Source organism: Lonepinella sp. BR2271 (assembly GCF_051851515.1).
In the GTDB taxonomy this organism is placed as follows: Bacteria; Pseudomonadota; Gammaproteobacteria; order Enterobacterales; family Pasteurellaceae; genus Lonepinella.
The window spans coordinates 117,757-139,469 of the sequence record NZ_JBPDVF010000004.1; the positions used below are offsets into that span (position 1 = coordinate 117,757).

Consider the following 21,713-nt stretch of genomic DNA (forward strand, 5'->3'; position numbering starts at 1 on the left):
ATGGAAGAAAATTACGCTAAATTTGTGAAACGTGCTAGCCAGCTTGCCATTGCTGTGGCGAGTATGCTGATTTTAATTAAAGCCTTTGCTTGGTGGCAAACGGGATCCATTGCGATTCTCGCTGCCATGACGGATTCCGTGGTGGATTTATTTGCGTCGATTACCAGCATTTTGGTATTGCGTTTTGCCCTGTTACCGCCCGATCATAATCATGCGTTTGGACATGGTAAAGCGGAATCGTTGGCCGCTTTGGCACAAAGTGCATTTATTGCCGGTTCAGCGGTATTTTTGCTGTTGCAAGGCATCCATAAATTAACCAATCCGCAATTAATCGACAATTCAGAAATGGGGATTTGTGTCAGTGTTATCTCCATTGCCTTTACTGCTGCCTTAGTGGGCTATCAGAAAAAAGTGATTAAACTGACCGAAAGCCCCGCCATTCAAGCGGACTGTTTGCATTATCAAACGGACTTATTAATGAACGTCGCAATTTTAGTCGCGATGTTGTTAAATATGTATGGTTTTATTTATGCGGATGCGATTTTTGCTATCGGCATTGCACTTTATATTGCCTATAACGCCTTTAAAATGGCGTGGGATGCGTTGCAAATTTTACTGGATAAGGCGTTGCCACAGGACGAAATCGACCAGATTAAAGTCATGGCAGAACAACACCGTAATATTCTCGGCATTCATAGTATTTGTACTCGCCGTGCCGGTGCGGTGCGGTTTATTCAACTGCATTTAGAATTAGACGACAGTTTAACTTTATATCAAGCCCATCGCATTACCGATGAACTGGAAGATAAAATTCATGCCCTATTTCCCAATGCGGATATTATGATTCATCAAGAGCCCAAATCCGTGGTGGATTTAGAAAGAGCCCAAGGTTTGATATGATTCAACTGATTTGTGAAACTGAAAATTCCGAATTTTTCACCGCACTTTGTGCGGAGCAAGGGTTAATCCATACGCCAGACAGCCCATTAGCACTGGTACAAACGGCTGTCGGGGACGACGTGCGGTTAGAATTACGCAAGTTAGACGAACCTAAACTGGGAGCGGTATTTGTGGATTTTGTGAATGGCTCCATGGCACACCGCCGTAAATTTGGTGGTGGGCGTGGTGAAGCCGTGGCGAAAGCGGTTGGTGTTAAAGGCAGTGAATTGCCTACGGTCATTGATGCGACTGCAGGCTTGGGGCGTGATGCCTTTGTGTTAGCTTGTGTTGGCTGTCAAGTTCGTCTGGTAGAACGTCATCCTGTGGTACGCTTATTGTTACAAGATGGTTTACGTCGTGCCTATCTTGATCCTGAAATTGGCAATCTATTACAGCAGAATTTGCAGCTTTTGCCAGTGTCGAGTATTCACGAACTGGATCCCAAACAACACAAGGCTGATGTGGTTTATCTCGATCCCATGTATCCCCATAAACAGAAATCCGCTTTGGTCAAAAAAGAAATGCGTCTGTTTCAACACCTTGTGGGGGCGGATGAAGATGCCGACCAGTTGCTAGCCCCCGCCTTGCAATTAGCACAAAAACGTGTAGTGGTGAAACGCCCTGACTACGCTGAATTTCTCGCCCAAAAAGCACCGCAGTTTAGCCGAGAAACCAAAAATCATCGCTTTGATGTGTATCTTACGTCGTTATTTATTGACGGCTAATCTGAATCACATCAGCTACAAAAAAACCTGCCAATTTACACTGGCAGGTTTGTTTTTTATTACGCTAGGGAAAACATCCTATTTTCCCTACGATAGGTTGAACAACGGATTAGATTAACGTATTCTCAACGTAAACCTGTAACTCACTATGTCCGTTCACAGAGTACACTTTGTAGGTGTTATCGTTTTCAGTCACAGTTTTATCTGTTGCCGTGAAGTCACTGCTTAAGGTTACAGAGTTACCCGTGCCGTTTGTGTTAATGCGTAGAATACCGCCATCCACAACAGATTGATTATTTGAATCAACCAAATCACTTAAACTTACGGAAAGTTTTTGACCCGTTCCGTTTAATTGAACTTCTTCAACTGACATTGCCGTATTAGATAAACCGCTCTGATTGTTGCCCGCACTGGTTAACTTGTAGCTTGAGTTATTGCCTGTAAAGATCACAGTATCGTAACCTGCACCAAGATCAATGGTATTATCATAACTACCGTAAGTACCGCCTTCTGTACCATATTCAACAGTTAAGATATCATCACCTTCTCCTGCCAATTTAATCGTACTTTTCTGGATTGCTTGGGTGGTAATTTCTTTCTTACCACCGTCACCGTAGATCTGTGATTCGTAGATCATACCACGCCAGTCATTACCATTACCGATAAGAATCTGATCGTGACCTGTACCTAAGTAAACTTCACTGTGTGCAATCGCTGCACTTTCCCAGTTTGTATTATCTTTACGACCTTCAACGGCTAATACGTCATCACCAGCGCCGAGATAAATCTCCGCTCCGACCATTTGACCACCGCTCTTATTGTCGCCACCATAACCAGCATCATTACCGTTAATATTAACTTGGGTACTATTGCCATCATCAGTCCAGCTATATAAACCAGTCTCCTTATTTTGGTATAACGAGTTGCTACCTGCTGCACCAATATAAACTAAATCATTACCATCGCCCATATCAGCCCCGACGTTGTACTTCTCTAGTGTTGAGTCACCCCAGCTACCGATTGAACCATTAACGATTAGTGCATCATCACCATCGTTAAAATACATCATCAAACCACGGTTATAGTACTTCGTATTACCGACATAAAAGTCTGTACCACCGTTATTTTGGTTAGTGTAGTTACCACGAATTTGACATCCTCCCCCGCCCTAAAGGACGGGGATTCCTACTAGCTCCCCCTTTCGGGGGCTACTCTCGGTGGGTTCTTGTTGCTGATCTCTAATGAGATTCACTTCACAAGCTCTACGGGTATGTCCTACCCTGTTCAGATGACAGAGGTCAGATGACAGCATTTAACCCAGTTCTGCCTTTGGTTAATATATTTATCGCTCCAACTACATCGGCATTTTCGCTGTAGCCACATTCAATGCACTCAAAATGCGATTGGGTTTCCCGATTTTCTTTGGCGACCAGTCCGCAACAAGGGCAAGTTCGGCTGGTATTTTGTGGCGGAACAGCAACCAAAAATCCGCCACGCCATTGCGTTTTATAGTCCAGTTGTCGGCGAAACTCGAACCAAGATTGATCCAATATCGAACGATTTAGCCCCGATTTTTGGCTCACATTTTTACCTGGCTCTTCCACTGTGCCTTTTGCCGATTTTGACATGTTGGCAACTTGCAAATCTTCAACGTAGATCATGGCGTGGTTTTTGCTGATTTGGTTTGAAGTTTGATGCAAGAAGTCTTTGCGACAATTGGCGATTTTATGGTGTAGTTTGGCGATTTCCGCCTTTAATTTCTGCCAGTTTTGGCTGAATTTAACTTTGTTTTTGAGCTGTTTTTGTAGCTTCGCTAGTTTGCCTTTATAGGTTTTGAACGCATTGAGTGGGGCAAAAAATACGCCATTGGAAAGGGTGGCAAAACGAGCAATACCCATATCAATGCCAATTTCTCCGCCTTTGTGCGTTGGAATTTTCTGTTCAAATTCCGTTTGAATACTCACAAAAAAATGACCGCACTTTTGACTGACCGTGACATTTTTAATCTCACCGATGACTTTTTGGCTATTGAAATAGCGAACCCAGCCGATTTTGGGCAAATACAAGCGGCTATTTCCTTGTTCCAGCTTGCAACCTTGCGGAAAGCGAAAGCTGTCTTTTAAGCCTTTTTTCTTGAATTTAGGAAAATCTGCTCGCTTTTGAAAAAAGTTTTTAAACGCTGCTTCAAGGTCTTTTAATGACTGTTGCAACACTTGACTATGGCAATCTTTCAGCCATTCCCATTGTTTTTTCCAGCTTGGTAACAGATTGGCGATTTTGGTGTAGCTAAATTTGAATTGATTATCCTGCTCGTACTGCTCATTTTGCCACGCTAACGCCTGATTAAACACAAAGCGAGAACAACCACAAAACTGTTTGATTTTGCGGATTTGTTCGCCGTTTGGTCTGATTTCAAATTTAAAGGCTTTGCGAATTAACATAGGCTTAGGTTGGTTCAGGATTTCCCCTTATTCTATACTGTTTTTATTTCCAAGTATAGAAAAAACTCTGGGGCAATCAGCTTTGATCACCGTCTTATTTTGCTGGTAGTTGCGGTGGTGCGCCAATATCAATTATTCGCCAATATATCGAGCAACAACAAACGCCCGATTAGTTAGGTTGGAAACGGCTTCGCCGTTTGTGCCTTATATCACCGCCCTAAAGGGCAGTGTTTTACGGCACGATCAGATAAAAAAGGGGCGTATTCAATACCCCCCTAAAATCTTGCTGAAATCGTTAATTATTTAACAATTTTTGCTACCACACCAGCACCTACGGTACGGCCACCCTCACGGATAGCGAAACGTAAACCTTGGTCCATGGCGATTGGGTGGATTAGGCTCACAGTCATTTTGATGTTGTCGCCTGGCATAACCATTTCCACGCCTTCTGGTAATTCGATAGTACCTGTTACGTCAGTTGTACGGAAGTAGAACTGTGGACGGTAACCTTTGAAGAATGGAGTATGACGTCCGCCTTCTTCTTTTGATAATACGTAAACTTCTGATTCGAAATCAGTGTGTGGAGTGATTGAACCTGGTTTAGCAAGCACTTGACCACGTTCGATTTCTTCACGTTTTGTACCACGTAATAATGCACCGATGTTTTCACCTGCACGACCTTCGTCAAGTAATTTACGGAACATTTCAACACCAGTTACAGTTGTTTTCGCAGTATCTTTGATACCCACGATTTCAACTTCATCACCAGTACGTACGATACCACGTTCTACACGACCAGTAACAACGGTACCACGACCAGAGATTGAGAATACATCTTCAATTGGTAATAAGAACGGTTGATCGATTGCACGTTCTGGTTCTGGGATGTAAGTATCTAAGTGGTTCGCTAACTCAACGATTTTTTCTTCCCATTCTGCTTCGCCTTCAAGGGCTTTTAAGGCAGAACCACGTACGATTGGAGTATCATCGCCAGGGAAATCGTATTGTGAAAGTAATTCACGTACTTCCATTTCGACTAATTCTAATAACTCTTCGTCATCTACCATGTCGCATTTGTTTAAGAATACGATGATGTATGGCACGCCTACTTGGCGACCTAATAAGATGTGTTCACGAGTTTGTGGCATTGGGCCATCAGTTGCTGCTACTACAAGAATAGCACCGTCCATTTGTGCCGCACCGGTAATCATGTTTTTAACATAGTCGGCGTGTCCCGGACAGTCAACGTGTGCATAGTGGCGAGTTGGAGTATCGTATTCAACGTGTGAAGTGTTGATGGTGATACCACGTGCTTTTTCTTCTGGTGCGTTATCGATTTGGTCGAATGCACGAGCTGAACCGCCGTATTTTTTTGCTAATACAGTGGTAATTGCTGCTGTTAAAGTTGTTTTACCATGGTCAACGTGGCCGATTGTACCCACGTTAACGTGTGGTTTTGTACGTTCAAATTTTTCTTTAGACACTTTTCAGTTTCCTTTTGTTGGTCCCTAAAACTGCGGTGCAATTTTAGGGAGTTTTTGTTAAATAAAGTTTTATTTACGACGAGATTCAATTACTGCCTCAGCCACGTTTTTCGGTGCTTCAGCATATTTTAACGGTTCCATTGAGTAAGATGCACGACCTTGGGTTTGTGAACGCAAGTCAGTGGCATAACCGAACATTTCGGATAATGGCACTTCTGCATTGATTTTCACCACAAATTCGTTAGCCTCTTGACCGTTCACCATCGCACGACGACGGCTTAAGTCACCGATTACATCACCCACGTAGTCTGGTGGAGTTTCCACTTCAACTTTCATGATTGGCTCAAGTAACACTGGGTTTGCACGGTTAAATGCAGATTTAAATGCTAATGATGCAGCCAATTTAAACGCTAACTCAGAGGAGTCAACATCATGGTATGAACCGAAGTGTAAACGAACACCTAAATCCACGACTGGGTAGCCCGCTAATGGACCTGATTTAAGTTGTTCTTGGATACCTTTGTCAACCGCAGGAATGTATTCACCAGGGATTACACCACCTTTGATTTCGTTGACGAATTCATAACCCGGACCTTCTGGATCTAATGGGTACATATCGATCACAACGTGACCATATTGACCACGACCACCAGATTGTTTTGCGTGTTTACCTTCCACATCGTTAACACGAGTGCGGATAGTTTCACGGTAAGATACTTGTGGTTTACCGATATTGGCTTCCACTTTGAACTCACGACGCATACGGTCAACGATGATATCTAAGTGTAACTCACCCATACCTGAAATGATGGTTTCGCCAGACTCTTCATCCGTGTGAACACGGAATGACGGGTCTTCTTGGGCTAAACGACCTAAAGCAAGACCCATTTTTTCTTGGTCAGCTTTAGTTTTTGGTTCAACCGCTACAGAGATTACTGGCTCTGGGAATTCCATACGTTCAAGAATAATTGGTTTATTCATATCACATAAGGTATCACCGGTACCGACTTCTTTTAAGCCGATTGCTGCGGCGATATCGCCCGCACGGACTTCTTTGATTTCTTCACGTTTGTTAGCGTGCATTTGTACGATACGACCAAAACGTTCACGTTTATCTTTCACTGAGTTTAATACGGTTGCACCAGACTCAATTACACCAGAGTAAACACGGAAGAAGGTTAAGTTACCTACAAACGGGTCAGTGGCAATTTTGAATGCCAATGCCGCAAATGGTTCGTCATCGCTTGCGTGACGTTCACCTTCGGTTTCATCTGGGTTGATACCTTTGATAGATTCGATATCAGTTGGTGCTGGTAAGTAATCAATCACCGCATCAAGCATGGCTTGAACACCTTTGTTTTTGAACGCTGAACCACAAGTCACTAAGATGATCTCAGTGGCTAAGGCACGTTGACGTAAACCGGTTTTGATTTCTTCTTCGGTTAATTCTTCACCACCTAAGTATTTTTCCATTAACTCTTCTGAAGATTCTGCTGCGGCTTCAACAAGGTTTTGATGCCATTCTTCACAAGCATCAGCCATATCCGCAGGAATATCTTCATAAGTAAATGTCATACCTTGGTCAGCTTCGTTCCAGTTGATGGCTTTCATTTTTAACAAATCAACCACACCCGTGAAGTTATCTTCTGCACCGATTGGAAGTTGTAAAGGAACGGCATTACCACCTAAGCGAGTTTTGATTTGCTCAACCACACGTAGGAAGTTTGCACCTGTACGGTCCATTTTGTTGACGAACGCAATACGTGGTACTTTATATTTGTTAGCTTGACGCCATACGGTTTCAGATTGTGGTTGAACACCACCTACCGCACAGTACACCATTACCGCACCATCAAGTACACGCATTGAACGTTCTACTTCGATAGTGAAGTCAACGTGTCCCGGAGTGTCGATTACGTTGATACGGTGTTGTGGATATTGTTGTGACATACCAGACCAGAATGCGGTAGTTGCCGCAGAAGTGATGGTGATACCACGTTCTTGTTCTTGTTCCATCCAGTCCATTGTGGCGGCACCGTCGTGTACTTCACCGATTTTGTGACTTACACCAGTATAGAACAAAATACGCTCAGTAGTAGTTGTTTTACCCGCATCGATGTGCGCACTGATACCGATATTACGGTAAAGTGATATAGGGGTTGTACGAGCCATTATTATTACCTTGTTTTGGTTTAATTAAATTCTTTATATGGGTAAGGCTTCACCGCCAAAATGCCTGATGAAGCCTTGAATAAATACCGTGATCTGATTACCAACGATAGTGAGCAAACGCTTTGTTTGCTTCAGCCATACGATGAACATCTTCACGTTTTTTCACTGCTGCACCTTTGTTGTCAGCAGCGTCTGAAAGTTCGTTAGCTAAACGTAATGCCATGGATTTATCTCCACGTTTACGTGCTGCCTCAACGATCCAACGCATACCTAATGCGTTACGACGAGTTGGGCGAACTTCTACTGGTACTTGGTATGTAGAACCACCGACACGACGAGATTTAACCTCGACGGTTGGGCGTACGTTTTCTAATGCCACTTCAAAGGCTTCTAACGCATCTTTTTCGGTACGTTGTGCTAAAGTGTCTAACGCATCATAAACGATAGATTCTGCGATAGATTTTTTACCATCTACCATTAATACATTAATAAATTTCGCAAGTAATTCTGAACCGAACTTCGGATCTGGAAGAATTTTGCGTGGTTCAATACGACGACGACGTGGCATTGCTATTTCTCCGTTGTTTTTTCTTCAGGATACCCAAAACTCATCTTGTGCTTTCGCATGTTGACTGGAGTTTATGGTTTAAATGTTTAATTTAGACGTTTGGCCTTACTTAACGGAGAACCATTAAGCTTTAGGACGTTTAACGCCGTATTTAGAACGTGCTTGTTTACGATCTTTTACGCCAGCACAGTCTAATGCACCACGCACGGTGTGATAACGCACACCTGGTAAATCTTTAACACGACCACCACGGATAAGCACAACACTGTGCTCTTGAAGGTTATGACCTTCACCGCCGATATAAGAGGTTACTTCGTAACCGTTAGTTAAACGAATACGGCATACTTTACGTAATGCTGAGTTCGGTTTTTTAGGTGTAGTAGTGTACACACGAGTACAAACGCCACGTTTTTGTGGGCAAGCCTCTAATGCAGGTACATTACTTTTCACAACCTTTTTCACACGCGGTTTGCGTACTAGCTGGTTGATAGTTGCCATTAATAGACTCCAGTTTAATTAAATTCAAAATGAATATGTTTTTTGTTTAAATCTATTCCATAAAGAAATAGACGTGGAATTCTAATCCTGAAAAGGATCATTGTCAAGAATTAAGCCATTTTTCCATGAAATTCTCCGCACACCGCTCTTTTTTAAAATAATTTCAAAAAAATTACACCTGACATATTTACACTGATATTAAATTCAGATATTATAACTGTACAAATAAACAAAACAACTATACAAGGAAACATTATGAAACAACTCGACATTCGTTTCGTCAAAGAACGTGACAACAAAAAATTAGAATACCAAATGGCACTCGTTGAACGTTTACAACAGGTTCTACCTCAACGCATTGCGGAAAAATTTTCAGATGTTAACGTTCGCATCCGTTTTTCCAGTTCATCAGGTGCAGATATTTCAGGCTTTCGAGATTCTGATGAAAAGCAACGTTTTACGGAATATTTAGAAGAATTATGGATGGATGATTCTATTTTAGAAATGTAGAAACATAAACTGCGGTGGATAATTTGATTGTTTTTGATCTGTACCGCAGTTTTTCCCTCAACCTCTCTCTTTCTACCCTAAAACCACCTGAACATTGGATTCAGAAAGGCGTTCAGAAATGGATTGTGGCAGTAAGTCATCAGTAACAAAATAATCCAATTCGGTTAAATTGCCTAATTTCACCATGGCTCGGCGGTGGAATTTGGAATGGTCGGACACTAACAATGTATGCCGTGAATTTTCCATCATGGCACGTTTCACTTGCACTTCGTGGAAATCATAATCCAACAATGATCCATCGAGGTCAATGCTACTGATGCCCAAAATGCCGTAATCTAAGCGGAATTGCGAAATAAAGGCCACTGTGGCCTCACCGATAATCCCGCCATCTTGACGCAATGAACCGCCAGCAAGGGTAATCTGGAAACTGTCATTTTTCATCAGAATATGGGCGGCATTGATGTTGTTGGTGACAATGCGGAGATCTTTATGGTCGAGTAAAGCGTTGGCGACCGCCTCGGGTGTCGTGCCGATATCGATAAATAGCGAGGAGCCATTGGGAATAAGTTTGGCCGCCGCTTGCGCAATTTGATTTTTTTCTTGTAACAAAAATTCTTTACGAGAGGCGTAATCACTGTTTTCCGAAGAGGAGGGCGAGGCTGCGCCACCATGGTGGCGGCGAATCATATCTTTTTCCGCCAAAGTGTTTAAATCACGGCGAATGGTTTGTGGGCTGACATTCAGGCGTTCGACTAATTCTTCGGTGCTGAGATAGCCGTTTTGTGTCACGAGTTCAACAATGGTTTGATGACGAATGGACTGTTTCATAAAAGTGATCCTTATTCGATTTAATTGGAGTTATTTTGCCATTTTTGCACGTAAAAAGCCAAAGATTAATCCGATAATTAAGCCAGAAATATGCGCAGCATTGCCCATTTCAATGCCAATAAAAGGGCTAATAAAACCAAACGCAATCCCCACGAGCAGCATGCTAAAAAAGCCTTCGGGCAAGTCAAATTGGCGATGTCGGTCAAATTTATCCACGCAGAACACAAATCCCATCACCGCATAAACGACACCCGACAAGCCGAAGAACCAAGGACCACTGGCCCAGTTTTGCGCCAAACCTGAGCCAACGCCGGCAATCAGATAGAGTAAAATCAGGGTCAATGAACCAAAGGTTTTTTCAATCGCCCCGCCAAATAACCACCACCAAGCGAGGTTGAAACCAATATGTGCCATGGATAAGTGCATTAAGGTGTGGGTTAAATAACGCCAATAGTCTTGCTGTTCGACAGGTTCAGCGGGAAAGTTCGTGGCGTTTAATAAGATTTCACTTTCCATATCAAGGGTGTTGCTGATGGTGTATAAAATCACGCAAAGTGCGGTGATAAATAAAGTAAATTTTGCGGGATGACTTCTAAAATGCGCAAGCATTTGCTATATTCCTGTTTAGTTTTTACATAATCATATCAAGGGAGATCAAAATGGAAAACAACCGTTTACCAGAGGGCTTTAGCCGTTTTAGTTGGCTGTTAGTGGGATTTTGTTTTCCCATTCTGCTTTGGCCACTGGCCTTGTTGTTGTCACCGGCGGTGGTGGATAACCCAAATTTAGCCAATTTCCACCGCACTTTTATCTCATTTACGCTGTGGTTTTACCCTCTTGCCCTGGCGATTATGGCACGGATTTTATTTAAATTAAACCAACGTCGGCCAAAATTAGCGGAAAAAGCCTTATACGTGAGTGCGGTGGTTTTTTGGGGCGTTTTTGCCTATGTGGTGGCGGTGGGGTTTAACTAACCCCTTGCTCCGTTGGCAGGCCGGCTTTTTCCCACGCCTCAAAACCGCCAATCACGCTATAAACTTGCTCGTAGCCTTGCTCGATTAAATAAGTGCCCACGCTGCGACTACTAATGCCATGATAACAAACTAAAATCACCGGTTCATCATAGTCATATTCGTTTTGGAAATCGCCATAACTTTGATTGGTTAAATGAAACGCCTCGGGAATATGGCTACGGCTGTAATTGGCCCAATCACGTACATCTAATAACGCACAGGTTTGGTTTTGTAGCATGTCCCAGGCTTGTTGTGGGCTAATATCAATTAATTGTGTCATCTGCATTTCCTTGTAAAATCACCAGTTTTTCGGTGTCAATATCTTGATGTAATAATTCCACCGCCGGCAAGGTTTTGGTGGCCTTGGCGGATAAATCTTTAAAGCGTTCCACTTTGCCCGCTAGCCCTTGTTGCCCCATTAAGGCCGTCACGGTGCTGTTATATTGGGTGCTAGCGGTGCTTAACGTATTGCCTAATTTTGCCAAACGTTCAGCCAGTAAGCAAATTTGATTATAAATATCGCCCGCTTTTTCGCTGATTTCTTTGGCCTCCGCATTCCCTCGTTCCACTCGCCACAAATTCGCCACGGTACGTAAAATCGGCATTAAGGTGGTGTGCGAGACTAAAATCACATTTTTCTGATAAGCAAAATTAAATAGCTCCACATCGGCTTTCATGGCCTCAATATAAGCGGGTTCCACCGCAATAAACATCAACACAAAATTCGGGCTACGCATGCCAATAAGATTGCTGTAATCTTTCTTCGACAAATCGTTCACATGATTACGAATAGCTTTGATATGCTCTGCCATAAATTGTTGACGTTGCACCTCATCTTCTGCATTGACCGCTTGTTCATAGGCCACGAGCGACATTTTGCTGTCGATAATCAAGTGTTTCTGATCGGGCAAATGCACCACAAAATCGGGGTAATTATGGTTGCCTTGTTGGTCTTTAAAATGGGCCTGAGCGGAATAATGATCGCCATTGACTAAACCGGCTAATTGTAAGGTGCGTTCTAATTGCAGTTCGCCCCAATTACCTAAAGTTTTCTTTTCGCCTTTTAGCGCCGAGGTCAAATTATTGGCCTGTTGCGACATAGAAAGTCCAATATCCAACACTTTTTTCAGCTCGGTTTCTAACAAGGTATTGCCTTTCACACTTTCCGAATGCACCTCATTCACCCGTTTTTGAAAGCTCTCAATTTGCTCACGGAACGGTTTCAACAAACTGTCTAAGGCCTGTTGATTGGATTGGCTAAAAGATTGCGTTTTTTCGTCTAAAATGCGATTCGCCAGATTCTGAAATTCTACACTTAATTGTTGACGGCTTTGTTGAAAGGTCTGCTGTTGCTCCGCCAAACTTTTTTCTTTCTCCGCCAAACTCACTTTCACTCTCGCTACTTCTTGTTGAAGTGCGGTTAGAATTTCCCGAGTTTTTTCCAGTTCTGCGGTACGTTTGGTAATCAACCGATCACGTTCAGCAATTTCTGAATGTAAATATTCTTCCTTGGTTTGCAACTGCATCACCGCCAAATCTTGCTGATTTTTCACCGCACTTAGCGAATCAAACTTATCCACTAACACATTGTAATCTTGAATATTTTTGTTTAAATCTTGCTTTAATTCCAACACATCACGATTCCGCCGTGAGAGTAAAAAACACAGCAAAATGACAAAAAATAAAAAACAAATCACGCCAATTAAGGCCATAAAAAAATAAGGGTATTGTAATAATTCTTGCATTATCCGCTCCTTTAAAATCTGATGGCTAGTATAAACGAAAATAGGTAAAATCAGCATAATAATTTTATATAAGGATTTCCTATGACGGAAACACTTTTCCCACATCGCAAACAGCCAGAAACCTGCCCGCAATGCGGTTCGCCATTGCATATTCGGCAAGGTAAAAAAGGGCTGTTTTTAGGCTGTTCGGCTTATCCAAACTGTGATTATTTAAAACCTTTGCAGGCTCAATCTGAACATAAAATCTTAAAACAATTAACCGAAATTTGCCCCGAGTGTGGTTGTCCTTTGCAAGTGAAACAAGGGAGTTTTGGGATTTTCATTGGGTGTAGTGGTTATCCTGATTGTCATTTTATTGTGCAAGAAAAACCAGATGAGCCTGAACGCACTTTTGTTTGTCCTGAATGTGGCAAAGGGGAATTAGTAGCTCGGCGTGGGCGGCAAGGTAAGACGTTTTATGCCTGTAATCAATTTCCCCATTGTAAATTTACCTTAGCTAGCCAACCTTATCAGGTCAGTTGTCCAAACTGCGGTGGAAATGTGGCGAGTTTAAAAAAATCCACTGAAACGCACCGCACTTTTATGTGTGCGAATCGGTTGTGTAAGCATGTTTTTGAGATGGAGATTGTCGATTAACCTACAACGCCAGTTGTGGCGAATATTGTTCTGTTAAGCTGACAAATTGTGCCATGTCGATGGGTTGGAAATGATTCCGTAATAAGCGCAAATTCGGGTGCTGTTGTAAATGCCGTGCAGTTAGATCATCTTGCATGATGTAGCCATTTTGGATCTGTTGCAATACTTCAGCTTGTTTCACCATTAATAACACGCCGTTTCCCCACAATACTACGGCGTCTTGCTCGGTGAGTTGAGCAACATAGCGTTGTAATTCGGTGGTGCTATATTGTGCGTTGGAAATCGTGTAAAGCATGGTTATCCCTTAAAAGGTGAGAATTTTCTCCGCACTTTTGAGCGTTTCGATCAGCAAAGTGCGGTCCATTTTTTGGCAATTTATCACCAATTCAGCCTGATCTAAGCCATATTGTTGCAAGGATTGTTGGCAGACAAAACGTTGTTCAATGTCGTATAAATCAAGCAATTTAAAGGCGCTAATAAAATCTTTTTGCAGAATTAACTCAGGTTGTTGATCCGCTAACAGGTTGAAAACACCGTCATCAAGGAAAAATACCCCGATTTGATCCTCGTCACAAAAAGCCGAGGCCGCCAATACGGCATCTAAGCCCTCTCGGCTAATGGCATTGCCATGGGGGGCGGTTTTAAACACAAAGGCCAATTTCATCATAGGGTAATCACTCGGTCGGCTTGTAACATGGCTGCGCTAAACTCGCCTAAGCCAGCTAAGATAAAATGTGGCGCCAAGTTTTGTTCAATAATGCCTCGCCGTTGGCTGGCGCTGATACATAAATGCAACGGGATTTGATGCTGTTGGCTCAGTTGTTGCCAGGCTTTTTGTAAATGAAATTCGTCATTGGCGGGCGATACGCAAGCGTTGCCATGGCTCACACCTTGTTGGAAAAAGAAAATCTGGCTAATTTGATGGCCTTTTTCCACTAAAGTGTTGGCGAATTGATAAGCAAAAAATGCCCCTTGTGAACCATAAACAGGGCTTTTTATGGCAAGCACATAGCGCATGTTAGTCCTCGCTATCCTGCTTAATTTGACGAATATAAAGATACACCGTGTGGCGTGAAATATCTAAGCGTTCAGCCACTAAATTAATCGCATCTTTAATATCGAAAATGCCTTTTTCATAGAGAGAAACCACAATTTGACGGTTTTTATTATTATTGGCGACAAGGCGATCGGCGGTGATTTCTTCAATGGTTTTTTCTACCGTTTGGGTCACCAAATCTTCCACCGAACTGGCAAAGTTGACCGCAGAGGCCTCATCATCTTCTGGCAGTGGCATAAGGGTTTGTAAAAATTGCGAAACGGGCACATCTAAATTGATATTAATGCACAATAGACCAATAATGCGCTGATTTTTATTGCGAATCGCAATGGTCACGGATTTCATCAAGCCACTGCTTTTGGCTTTGGTGAAATAGGGTTTTGACACGCTTTCGGTTTTCATGCTGTGCAACGATTGCAAAGCCCGATCCGTCATGGGTGAACCCACTTGGCGATTGGTATTATGACCATTGGCAATATAAATCGCAGAATGTTCAAAATCTTCCAAAGAATGCAATACAATTTCGCAATGGCTACCAATTAATGCACTCACACCTTCCACTACGGCTTTGTAGGAAGTCAAAATCGTCCGATCTTCATCGGTAAAAGGGTGTTTTTCATTTAGCATGGCTTTATCTCAAATAAATCACCGCACCTTGTCGTGCTAACGACAAAAAGTGCGGTGGATTATTGGCTTATTTTGCGGCTTTTGCAGGTGTCACATCTAACACTTCCAATTCAAAATGAAGTGTCGAGTTGGCCGGAATTTGGCCCATATCTTGATCGCCATAGCCTAAAGCGGGTGGCACCACTAATTCAATTTTGCCGCCTTTTTTGATTAATTGTAAACCCTCAATCCAACCGGGGATTAATTGGTTTAACACAAATTCAACCGGCTCACCACGCTCAACGGAACTGTCAAATACGGTGCCATTCGGTAATTTACCGGTGTAATGCACTTTGATGGTATCTTCCGGTTTAATCGCCACGCCCTCACCGGCTTTTTCGATACGATAAACCAAACCCGATTCGGTGGTTTTCACGCCATCTTTTTGCTTGAATTCAGCCACAAATTTTTCACCCTCTTGTTGGGCTTTTTGTGCTTGTTCCGCCGCTTTCTTTTGTGAGGCATTTTTTAAGGTTTCATCAAGGGATTTTAAGGTGTTGCCCAATTCTGGGTTGTTTAAATCAATTTTACCATTTAACGCATCGTTTAAACCGGCCAATAATTTGGCTTGATCGTAGGTAATCAAGTCTTTTTGTGCGTCAATTACGCCTTTCAAATCGGTCCCAAATAAGACGCCAACAGCATAAGAACTGTCTTTGACATCTCCTGTGGTGGCTTGTGCCGCTTGGGTTTGGGTGGTTTTGCTAGTATCGGCTTGTGCTTTCTCATTACAAGCAACGGTGGCAACAGCGGCACTGATCAATAATGCCAGTGTTGAAATTTTTTTGATGTTTAGCATTCTGCTATCCTTATAATAGGTTAAAATAACTACGCTAGATTATAGTGCTTAGGGCGTTTTGTCAATTACTGACAGGCCTAAGCGAAATGAAAATAAGGAGGGAATACATGGAAGATCGTCTTGCGGAACTCGAAACCAAGCTGATGTTTCAAGAGAATTTAGTCGAACAGTTAAATCAAGCGGTGATTGATCAACAATTTGTGATCGATAAAATGCAAACTCAGTTGCGTTATTTGGCGAATAAATTAAAAGATATGCAGCCATCCAACATTGCCAGTCGAACGGAAGAAACGCCACCGCCTCATTATTAAAAAATGTGAACTCGCTCACATTTTTTTTATTTATTTTAGGGTACAATGCCGTTAGTCGTTACAGATCATAAGGAGAAAACTATGTTTCCAGAATTTCGTGATTTAATTACTCAATTAAAAACTGAAGATGCCCATTTTGCTCGTTTGTTTGATGAACATAATGCGTTGGATCAGCGAATTAAAAATATTGAAAGCAATATTGAACTCGCCACACCGACGGAAGTGGAAGATTTGAAAAAAGCGAAATTGCATTTAAAAGATGAAATGTATGCGATTTTGAAAAAAGCCAGTGAATAGTGCTAAAACGTAAAAAGTACGGTGTTTTTGATCGGCACCTTACTTAGTTGGACCAATAACCAACTAAGTAAGGTGCCGATTTTTATGAGAAAATCTTTAAAACCGTGTATAAAATTAAAAGGACCAAGTCCGATACAATATCGTTGTCAGCCCTTTATCTAAGCATCTAACTTTTTTTGGGATATCATTTTTTTTATTAGCCCTCTTCACTCGGCGCTCTACCAAAATAGCGTTTATACTCCCTGCTAAACTGACTTGGGCTTTCATAACCCACATTATAGGCAATTTGGGCAATGGAATTTTTAGCTTGGCGGATTTGGTTTTGGGCTTCGGTCAGCCGTAGATTTTTTTGATATTGCAAGGGGCTTTGTTGGGTAATTTGGCGAAAATGCTGATAAAACCCCGATTCACTCATACCGCATAAACTGGCTAATTTGGCAATATTCAAGGTTTCACTAAAATGATCATTAAGCCAAGCGGTTGCCTTGCTGATACGTTCGGCGTGGCTGCCTTGTCGGCACAGTTCACGCAGTTTATCGCCTTGTGGACTAGTGAGTAGATAATAGTAAATTTCCTGCAAATATAAAGGGGCGATAATGGCAATTTTTTGCTCAAAGTTTGGAGCATAAAGCAAGGCAAGCAAGCGTTCTAGGGCGTTGATGAGTTCTTGATTTGGATTAAATAGGGTGAGAAAGTCTTTGGGTTGAACAGTATTTTTTAGCGGATTATGCAAGTCTAATTGCCCAGCCACTTTGGCAACCATTGCTAAATCAAACTGTAACGACAAGGCAAAATACGGCTTGTTCGGCGTGGCGTGTTCCACTGTCATTATCACAGGGGTATTCACAGGGCAAAGGCTCATATTGTCTTGATTAAAGCGACTGCACTCATCACCGATACACAGCTGCCGTTCCCCCATTAACATCACGCATAAACTCGGTTGCTGACGAAAAGCATTGCTGGCGGTGGGGTTGTCTAAATGGTGCAAAAACAAGCCGTCTATCGGTGTTTGCCAAACGCTATTTTTGGGGCAAATGGCAAGTAGGGATTGAATGATTTGAGTAGAAAGCATTTTATAATCCTTAACGTGGGGTTTGGAATATTGTGCTATATTTTGGGGGATTAGGCAAGTGTAGTAAATAATCAGGCAACATAAAGTTAAAACTCGCAAAAAAAAACACCGCACTTTGTCGGATTAGGCAAATGTGCGGTGTTTTTTCTTAGTCTTTTTGCAATTATTTCAACAACGCCACTAAACGCTCGGCGTGTTTTATTGCTTTGGCTTGCACGGCTTTTAAATCGTCTTTGGTATTTACACCGGGAATATACAACATTCCGCCTGAATGCACGATTTCGCCAAATTCTAATCCGCATAAGGTGGCGGTTTGTTTGTAGCCGTAGCTCAATTCTTCAATGGTGTAATTTTGCGCACCGCCGTGTTGGTAGGCTTCTTCTGCCCCAGCGGTGGTGCAAGAAATAATCAATTTTTTGCCTGCTAATTGCGTAGCGAGCCCGTAAGCAAAGCCAAAAGTGAACACGTCCGACAGCCATTTTTGTAAAATCGCAGGCAGGTGATACCAGTGAATGGGGAACTGCCACACAATCACATCAGCCTTTAATAACGCTGCTTGTTCCGCTTCAATATTAAATTGATAATTAGGATACAACGCCCCCAAATCACGGATTTCGGCATTTGGCAGGGCTTTTTTTAGCTCGCCTAAAATGGTGCGGTTGGCGGTAGATTGTTGTAAGTCAGGGTGTCCTGAAATAATAAGTACGTTTGACATTGTGAAGTCCTTAATTGTAGGTTTGAGTTAAAAACTATTTTGCATATCAATCACAAAACGATATTTCACATCGCCTTTTGCTTTGTTTGACATAATCAATTCTCTCAATATAAAAATGCTTTATTTATCACCGCACTTTGTCGGATTAGGCAAATGTGCGGTCATTTTTTGGGGCAAAGTGCAAATTAAGCAATACGGCGTTTTACTACCGCTTTTTCGTGGCTAAGTTGATAGAAACTTTGCGCACCGTGGTAGTTACCCATACCGCTATCGCCCACACCGCCGAAAGGCAAGTGATGGTTATAAACGTGTAGGAATGCCCCATTGATACCGCCGCCACCGAATGAAACCTGTGCCAACACTTTTTCTTCTGCTTGGCGATCTTCGGTGTAGTAGTACAATGCCAACGGTTTTGGACGATTGATAACTTGGGCAATCACGTCATCAATATTTTTAAAAGTCATCATCGGCAACACTGGGCCAAAGATTTCATCTTGCATTACGCTGTCGTTCCAAGTGATGTCGTCTAACACCGTCATCAAAATTTTACGCTGTTCAGGCTGGGTTTGACCTCCGATGACAATTTTGCCTTCGTTTAAGAAACCTGCCATACGTTGATAATGGCGTTCGCTCACGATTTGCACGCAGTTTTCAAATGGATTTTCGCCTTGCAATTGCTCGGTTGCCGCTTTAAGCAATGCCAAAAACTCATCTTTCACTTCTTCTTGCACGAATAAATAATCCGGGCCGATACACGTTTGTCCGCTGTTAAATGTTTTGGCAAACGCCAAGGATTTTGCTGCTTCAGCTAAGTTCGCAGTTTTATCCACGATAACTGGGCTTTTACCGCCTAATTCAAGGGTTACAGGGGTCAAGTGTTTGCTTGCCGCTTCCATAATAATTTTGCCCACTGGCACGCTGCCTGTGAAGAAAATATAATCAAATTTTTGTTTCAATAATTCCGTGGTTTCAGCCACTTCGCCTTGAATTACGGTGAAATATTCAGGGGAAAAGTATTTGGCAATCAAATCATCAAGGGCTTGCGATGTATGCGGTGTCAATTCAGACGGTTTTAGCACCACAGTATTACCTGCCGCAATCGCCCCGATTGCTGGGGAAATAGACAACTGAACAGGGTAGTTCCAAGGCGAAATATTAAGCACCACGCCATAAGGTTCGTAGATTTTTTGGCTTTCATACACACCTGCACCGAACTGCTGGAACAGCTCAGGCGATTCCACATTTTCAGGCTGGGCAAGCTGTTCCACATTTTCCAACATATAATCAATTTCGTGGATTAACGGCTCAATTTCTGCCATTAACACTTCATTTTGTGGTTTGTTTAAATCTTTTTTCAAGGCGGCAAAAATCACTTCTTGATTTTCTTCTAACAGTGCTTTTAATTGCACAAGTTGTTGTTTACGAAACGCAATCGGTTTGGTTGCACCTGTATTAAAATAGTTACGTTGAGCTTGAACTTTTTCAATGATGTTTGACATATTCTTTCTCTCTTGTCAGGTTAAATAGGTACTTCGTTATAAAGTGAGTGTATTTTAAGGTGATTTTTGTAGATAAAACAGGCAAAAAATGCCGTTTGTATGGTACAAAACGACCATTTTTGCTAAAATATCGCCAAAACAAGGAAATACTATGAGTATTATCAATATCAAGCAACTGCCCGATTCACAATCGGCTTATCTGAATTTGCTCAATGAACAGCAACTTGCCGATTTTCTCAACCAAATCAGCCCAAATCGTGGCGAGCTTGCCCGTTATCGTGCCGATTTTTATAAGCTGGTGTTTGTCTGCTCGGGGCAGTTACGCTACAAGCAGGATTTTGAACCGCAACGCCAACAAGGGGCATCGGTCAATTTACTGCACCCGATGCAAGTGATAGAGCTGGATTTTAGCTCGGACTGGCAAGGTTATTTGCTGGAATTTTCGCCGACTTTATTGCCCCTAGACAGCGATTTTTTACAGGATTTTCAGCAGTGGCACGGAGCGTTGCCATTAAATGAAACCCAAACCGACTATTTTTTGCATTATATTCCCTTGCTTAATCAAGCCATTAAACAAAGCCAAAACATACAGCAACATCTGCTGTGTGCCTTGCTGTCGCAAATTCATTTATTGCAACAACAAAGCCAAAGCCCTGTGCGTGAACGCATCAGCCAAAAACGCGTCAAACAATTTCGCCAACTGCTAGAACAGCAATTCAGGCAGCATCATCACGTTGCCACTTACAGCGAACAACTCGCCTGCACCAAAAAAAGCCTAACGCACGCCTGTTTAACCATTACAGGCAAATCCGCCAAAAGCCTAATCAATCAACGCATTATACTAGAAGCCAAACGCCTGTTAGCGTACAGCGACCTGTCGGTAAACCAAATCGGCTACCAACTCGGCTTTAACGATAACAGTCATTTCGGTAAATTTTTTAAGCAACAAAGCGGCGAAACAGCAATGGGGTTTCGGCAGAATTTTTTAGGGTAGGTAAAGTGCGGTGTTTTTTTATGACTATTTTGCAAATTTATAGAATTAGGCAAATACCTTAGCGAAACAGGCTAACCTAAATTTTCATCAAGCTCTATAATACACCCATTCCACATCGGAATATGAAATTCAACCCAAACGGGCAATACGCCCTTTAATTTAGCGGAGTAACATTATGAAAATTTTTTACAGCACCAGTGCCACAGCGGTTGGCGGTCGTTCAGGTCGTACACAATTAGATGACGGTTCACTTGGTTTTGATTTAGTATCATTCCAAGAAACAGACAAAAAAGGTGCAAACCCAGAACAGCTTTTTGCAATGGGTTATGCCGCATGTTTTGACAGTGCGATGAATTTAGTTTCTGGACAATTAGGCATTAAACCGACTTCATCAAAAAGTAAAGTGGGCGTTGGTATCGGTCAAAAACCAGACGGCACATTCTCATTAGATATTGATATTACTATTGAAGTGGCAGGGATTAACGAAGAGCAAGCACGTCAGTTAATTGAACGTACGCACCAAGTTTGCCCATACTCAAACGCCGTGCGTGGCAACGTAGAAACGCGTTTACATGTTAATTTGATTCAGTCGTTTGATTTATAATTTTAGCGAATTAGGCAAAATCACCGTGCAGAAATGTGCGGTGTTTTTTTGTGTATTTTTCAAAATTATAGAATTAGGCAATAACTCCCTTTTATTAGGCTAACAATTTCTATCTATTTCCTGTTAGACTAGCTTGATAC

General features: G+C 42.2%; 27 protein-coding genes and 1 pseudogene. 10 read left to right on the forward strand and 18 right to left on the reverse strand.

Features of this window, described 5'->3' with window-relative positions:
* Together ACTG7X_RS04935 and ACTG7X_RS04940 are read left to right on the forward strand one after the other, a co-directional pair.
* On the forward strand, nt 1-900 hold the full coding sequence (locus ACTG7X_RS04935; protein ID WP_439240252.1) for a cation diffusion facilitator family transporter: 900 nt from the start codon (nt 1-3) through the stop codon (nt 898-900).
* On the forward strand, nt 897-1,664 hold the full coding sequence (locus tag ACTG7X_RS04940) for a class I SAM-dependent methyltransferase (RefSeq protein WP_439257426.1): 768 nt from the start codon (nt 897-899) through the stop codon (nt 1,662-1,664). Before ACTG7X_RS04935 ends, ACTG7X_RS04940 begins: the two co-directional genes overlap by 4 nt.
* 109 nt (nt 1,665-1,773) lie before the next feature.
* Here the strand turns inward: ACTG7X_RS04940 and ACTG7X_RS04945 are convergent, their stop codons facing one another.
* Both ACTG7X_RS04945 and ACTG7X_RS04950 read right to left on the reverse strand, forming a co-directional pair.
* Complete coding sequence (locus ACTG7X_RS04945) at nt 1,774-2,733, reverse strand: hypothetical protein (RefSeq protein ID WP_439257427.1); 960 nt, start codon at nt 2,731-2,733, stop codon at nt 1,774-1,776.
* A gap of 229 nt (nt 2,734-2,962) precedes the next feature.
* Nucleotides 2,963-4,105, reverse strand: a complete 1,143-nt coding sequence (locus ACTG7X_RS04950; RefSeq protein WP_439257429.1) for an RNA-guided endonuclease InsQ/TnpB family protein — start codon at nt 4,103-4,105, stop codon at nt 2,963-2,965.
* Between the two features lie 86 nt (nt 4,106-4,191).
* On the opposite strand from ACTG7X_RS04950, the pseudogene ACTG7X_RS04955 reads away from it, so the two are divergent.
* A pseudogene (locus ACTG7X_RS04955) lies at nt 4,192-4,278 on the forward strand (IS200/IS605 family transposase); the annotation flags it as partial.
* 126 nt (nt 4,279-4,404) lie between these two features.
* Here the strand turns inward: ACTG7X_RS04955 and tuf are convergent.
* The 4 genes from tuf to rpsL form a co-directional block, all read right to left on the reverse strand.
* A complete protein-coding gene (gene tuf / locus ACTG7X_RS04960) occupies nt 4,405-5,589 on the reverse strand; it encodes an elongation factor Tu (protein WP_439257405.1) in 1,185 nt (394 codons plus the stop codon).
* 69 nt (nt 5,590-5,658) lie between these two features.
* On the reverse strand, nt 5,659-7,761 hold the full coding sequence (fusA, locus tag ACTG7X_RS04965) for an elongation factor G (RefSeq protein WP_439257430.1): 2,103 nt from the start codon (nt 7,759-7,761) through the stop codon (nt 5,659-5,661).
* Nucleotides 7,762-7,858: 97 nt separating this feature from the next.
* Nucleotides 7,859-8,329, reverse strand: a complete 471-nt coding sequence (gene rpsG, locus ACTG7X_RS04970; RefSeq protein WP_439240344.1) for a 30S ribosomal protein S7 — start codon at nt 8,327-8,329, stop codon at nt 7,859-7,861.
* Nucleotides 8,330-8,452: 123 nt separating this feature from the next.
* Complete coding sequence (gene rpsL, locus ACTG7X_RS04975; protein WP_034616415.1) at nt 8,453-8,827, reverse strand: 30S ribosomal protein S12; 375 nt, start codon at nt 8,825-8,827, stop codon at nt 8,453-8,455.
* A gap of 255 nt (nt 8,828-9,082) precedes the next feature.
* Here rpsL and ACTG7X_RS04980 point away from each other — a divergent pair, with 255 nt between their 5' ends.
* On the forward strand, nt 9,083-9,337 hold the full coding sequence (locus tag ACTG7X_RS04980; RefSeq protein ID WP_439240348.1) for a DinI-like family protein: 255 nt from the start codon (nt 9,083-9,085) through the stop codon (nt 9,335-9,337).
* A gap of 72 nt (nt 9,338-9,409) precedes the next feature.
* On the opposite strand, the gene ACTG7X_RS04985 is transcribed toward ACTG7X_RS04980, so the two are convergent.
* Both ACTG7X_RS04985 and ACTG7X_RS04990 read right to left on the reverse strand, forming a co-directional pair.
* Nucleotides 9,410-10,165: a DeoR/GlpR family transcriptional regulator gene (locus tag ACTG7X_RS04985; protein WP_439257432.1), complete on the reverse strand. Its 756-nt coding sequence runs from the start codon at nt 10,163-10,165 to the stop codon at nt 9,410-9,412.
* A gap of 30 nt (nt 10,166-10,195) precedes the next feature.
* A complete protein-coding gene (locus ACTG7X_RS04990) occupies nt 10,196-10,774 on the reverse strand; it encodes a rhomboid family intramembrane serine protease (RefSeq protein ID WP_439257434.1) in 579 nt (192 codons plus the stop codon).
* Between the two features lie 50 nt (nt 10,775-10,824).
* Between ACTG7X_RS04990 and ACTG7X_RS04995 the strand changes: the two genes are divergently transcribed.
* Nucleotides 10,825-11,139, forward strand: coding sequence for a DUF5389 family protein (locus ACTG7X_RS04995; RefSeq protein ID WP_439257436.1), 315 nt, complete (start codon nt 10,825-10,827; stop codon nt 11,137-11,139).
* On the opposite strand, the gene glpE is transcribed toward ACTG7X_RS04995, so the two are convergent.
* Together glpE and rmuC are read right to left on the reverse strand one after the other, a co-directional pair.
* Nucleotides 11,132-11,458, reverse strand: a complete 327-nt coding sequence (gene glpE, locus ACTG7X_RS05000) for a thiosulfate sulfurtransferase GlpE (RefSeq protein WP_439257438.1) — start codon at nt 11,456-11,458, stop codon at nt 11,132-11,134. The genes ACTG7X_RS04995 and glpE overlap by 8 nt on opposite strands.
* Nucleotides 11,442-12,923 carry a DNA recombination protein RmuC gene (rmuC, locus tag ACTG7X_RS05005; protein WP_439257439.1) on the reverse strand — a complete coding sequence of 494 codons (1,482 nt, stop codon included), beginning with the start codon at nt 12,921-12,923 and terminating at the stop codon, nt 11,442-11,444. The genes glpE and rmuC overlap by 17 nt, the downstream gene beginning before the upstream one ends.
* An 81-nt stretch (nt 12,924-13,004) precedes the next feature.
* On the opposite strand from rmuC, the gene ACTG7X_RS05010 reads away from it, so the two are divergent.
* The gene (locus ACTG7X_RS05010) at nt 13,005-13,559 is read left to right on the forward strand and encodes a topoisomerase DNA-binding C4 zinc finger domain-containing protein (protein ID WP_439257440.1); all 555 of its coding nucleotides are present in this window, start codon (nt 13,005-13,007) and stop codon (nt 13,557-13,559) included.
* 1 nt (nt 13,560) lies between these two features.
* On the opposite strand, the gene ACTG7X_RS05015 is transcribed toward ACTG7X_RS05010, so the two are convergent.
* From ACTG7X_RS05015 to fkpA, 5 genes are all read right to left on the reverse strand, one after another.
* A complete protein-coding gene (locus ACTG7X_RS05015; protein ID WP_439257442.1) occupies nt 13,561-13,854 on the reverse strand; it encodes a DsrH/TusB family sulfur relay protein in 294 nt (97 codons plus the stop codon).
* A 9-nt stretch (nt 13,855-13,863) separates the two neighbouring features.
* On the reverse strand, nt 13,864-14,223 hold the full coding sequence (gene tusC, locus ACTG7X_RS05020) for a sulfurtransferase complex subunit TusC (RefSeq protein WP_439257533.1): 360 nt from the start codon (nt 14,221-14,223) through the stop codon (nt 13,864-13,866).
* Nucleotides 14,223-14,576 carry a sulfurtransferase complex subunit TusD gene (tusD, locus tag ACTG7X_RS05025; protein WP_439257444.1) on the reverse strand — a complete coding sequence of 118 codons (354 nt, stop codon included), beginning with the start codon at nt 14,574-14,576 and terminating at the stop codon, nt 14,223-14,225. The genes tusC and tusD overlap by 1 nt, the downstream gene beginning before the upstream one ends.
* A 1-nt stretch (nt 14,577) precedes the next feature.
* Nucleotides 14,578-15,243 (reverse strand): helix-turn-helix transcriptional regulator, encoded by a 666-nt coding sequence (locus ACTG7X_RS05030; RefSeq protein ID WP_439240146.1) that lies wholly within the window; start codon nt 15,241-15,243, stop codon nt 14,578-14,580.
* Between the two features lie 67 nt (nt 15,244-15,310).
* Entirely contained in the window at nt 15,311-16,081 is a 771-nt protein-coding gene (gene fkpA / locus ACTG7X_RS05035; protein ID WP_439257446.1) for an FKBP-type peptidyl-prolyl cis-trans isomerase, read from the reverse strand.
* An 86-nt stretch (nt 16,082-16,167) separates the two neighbouring features.
* On the opposite strand from fkpA, the gene ACTG7X_RS05040 reads away from it, so the two are divergent.
* Both ACTG7X_RS05040 and ACTG7X_RS05045 read left to right on the forward strand, forming a co-directional pair.
* Nucleotides 16,168-16,392, forward strand: coding sequence for a SlyX family protein (locus ACTG7X_RS05040; RefSeq protein WP_439240142.1), 225 nt, complete (start codon nt 16,168-16,170; stop codon nt 16,390-16,392).
* Between the two features lie 81 nt (nt 16,393-16,473).
* The gene (locus tag ACTG7X_RS05045) at nt 16,474-16,689 is read left to right on the forward strand and encodes a YdcH family protein (protein ID WP_439240140.1); all 216 of its coding nucleotides are present in this window, start codon (nt 16,474-16,476) and stop codon (nt 16,687-16,689) included.
* 196 nt (nt 16,690-16,885) lie between these two features.
* Here ACTG7X_RS05045 and ACTG7X_RS05050 read toward each other — a convergent pair whose 3' ends face one another.
* From ACTG7X_RS05050 to ACTG7X_RS05060, 3 genes are all read right to left on the reverse strand, one after another.
* Entirely contained in the window at nt 16,886-17,761 is an 876-nt protein-coding gene (locus ACTG7X_RS05050; protein ID WP_439257447.1) for an AraC family transcriptional regulator N-terminal domain-containing protein, read from the reverse strand.
* A gap of 163 nt (nt 17,762-17,924) precedes the next feature.
* Nucleotides 17,925-18,476 (reverse strand): NAD(P)H-dependent oxidoreductase, encoded by a 552-nt coding sequence (locus ACTG7X_RS05055; protein ID WP_439257449.1) that lies wholly within the window; start codon nt 18,474-18,476, stop codon nt 17,925-17,927.
* Nucleotides 18,477-18,661: 185 nt separating this feature from the next.
* Nucleotides 18,662-19,975: an aldehyde dehydrogenase family protein gene (locus ACTG7X_RS05060; protein ID WP_439257450.1), complete on the reverse strand. Its 1,314-nt coding sequence runs from the start codon at nt 19,973-19,975 to the stop codon at nt 18,662-18,664.
* A gap of 151 nt (nt 19,976-20,126) precedes the next feature.
* On the opposite strand from ACTG7X_RS05060, the gene ACTG7X_RS05065 reads away from it, so the two are divergent.
* Together ACTG7X_RS05065 and ACTG7X_RS05070 are read left to right on the forward strand one after the other, a co-directional pair.
* The gene (locus tag ACTG7X_RS05065; protein ID WP_439257452.1) at nt 20,127-20,969 is read left to right on the forward strand and encodes a helix-turn-helix domain-containing protein; all 843 of its coding nucleotides are present in this window, start codon (nt 20,127-20,129) and stop codon (nt 20,967-20,969) included.
* 175 nt (nt 20,970-21,144) lie between these two features.
* Complete coding sequence (locus tag ACTG7X_RS05070) at nt 21,145-21,573, forward strand: organic hydroperoxide resistance protein (protein ID WP_439257454.1); 429 nt, start codon at nt 21,145-21,147, stop codon at nt 21,571-21,573.
* Nucleotides 21,574-21,713: the final 140 nt, after the last annotated feature.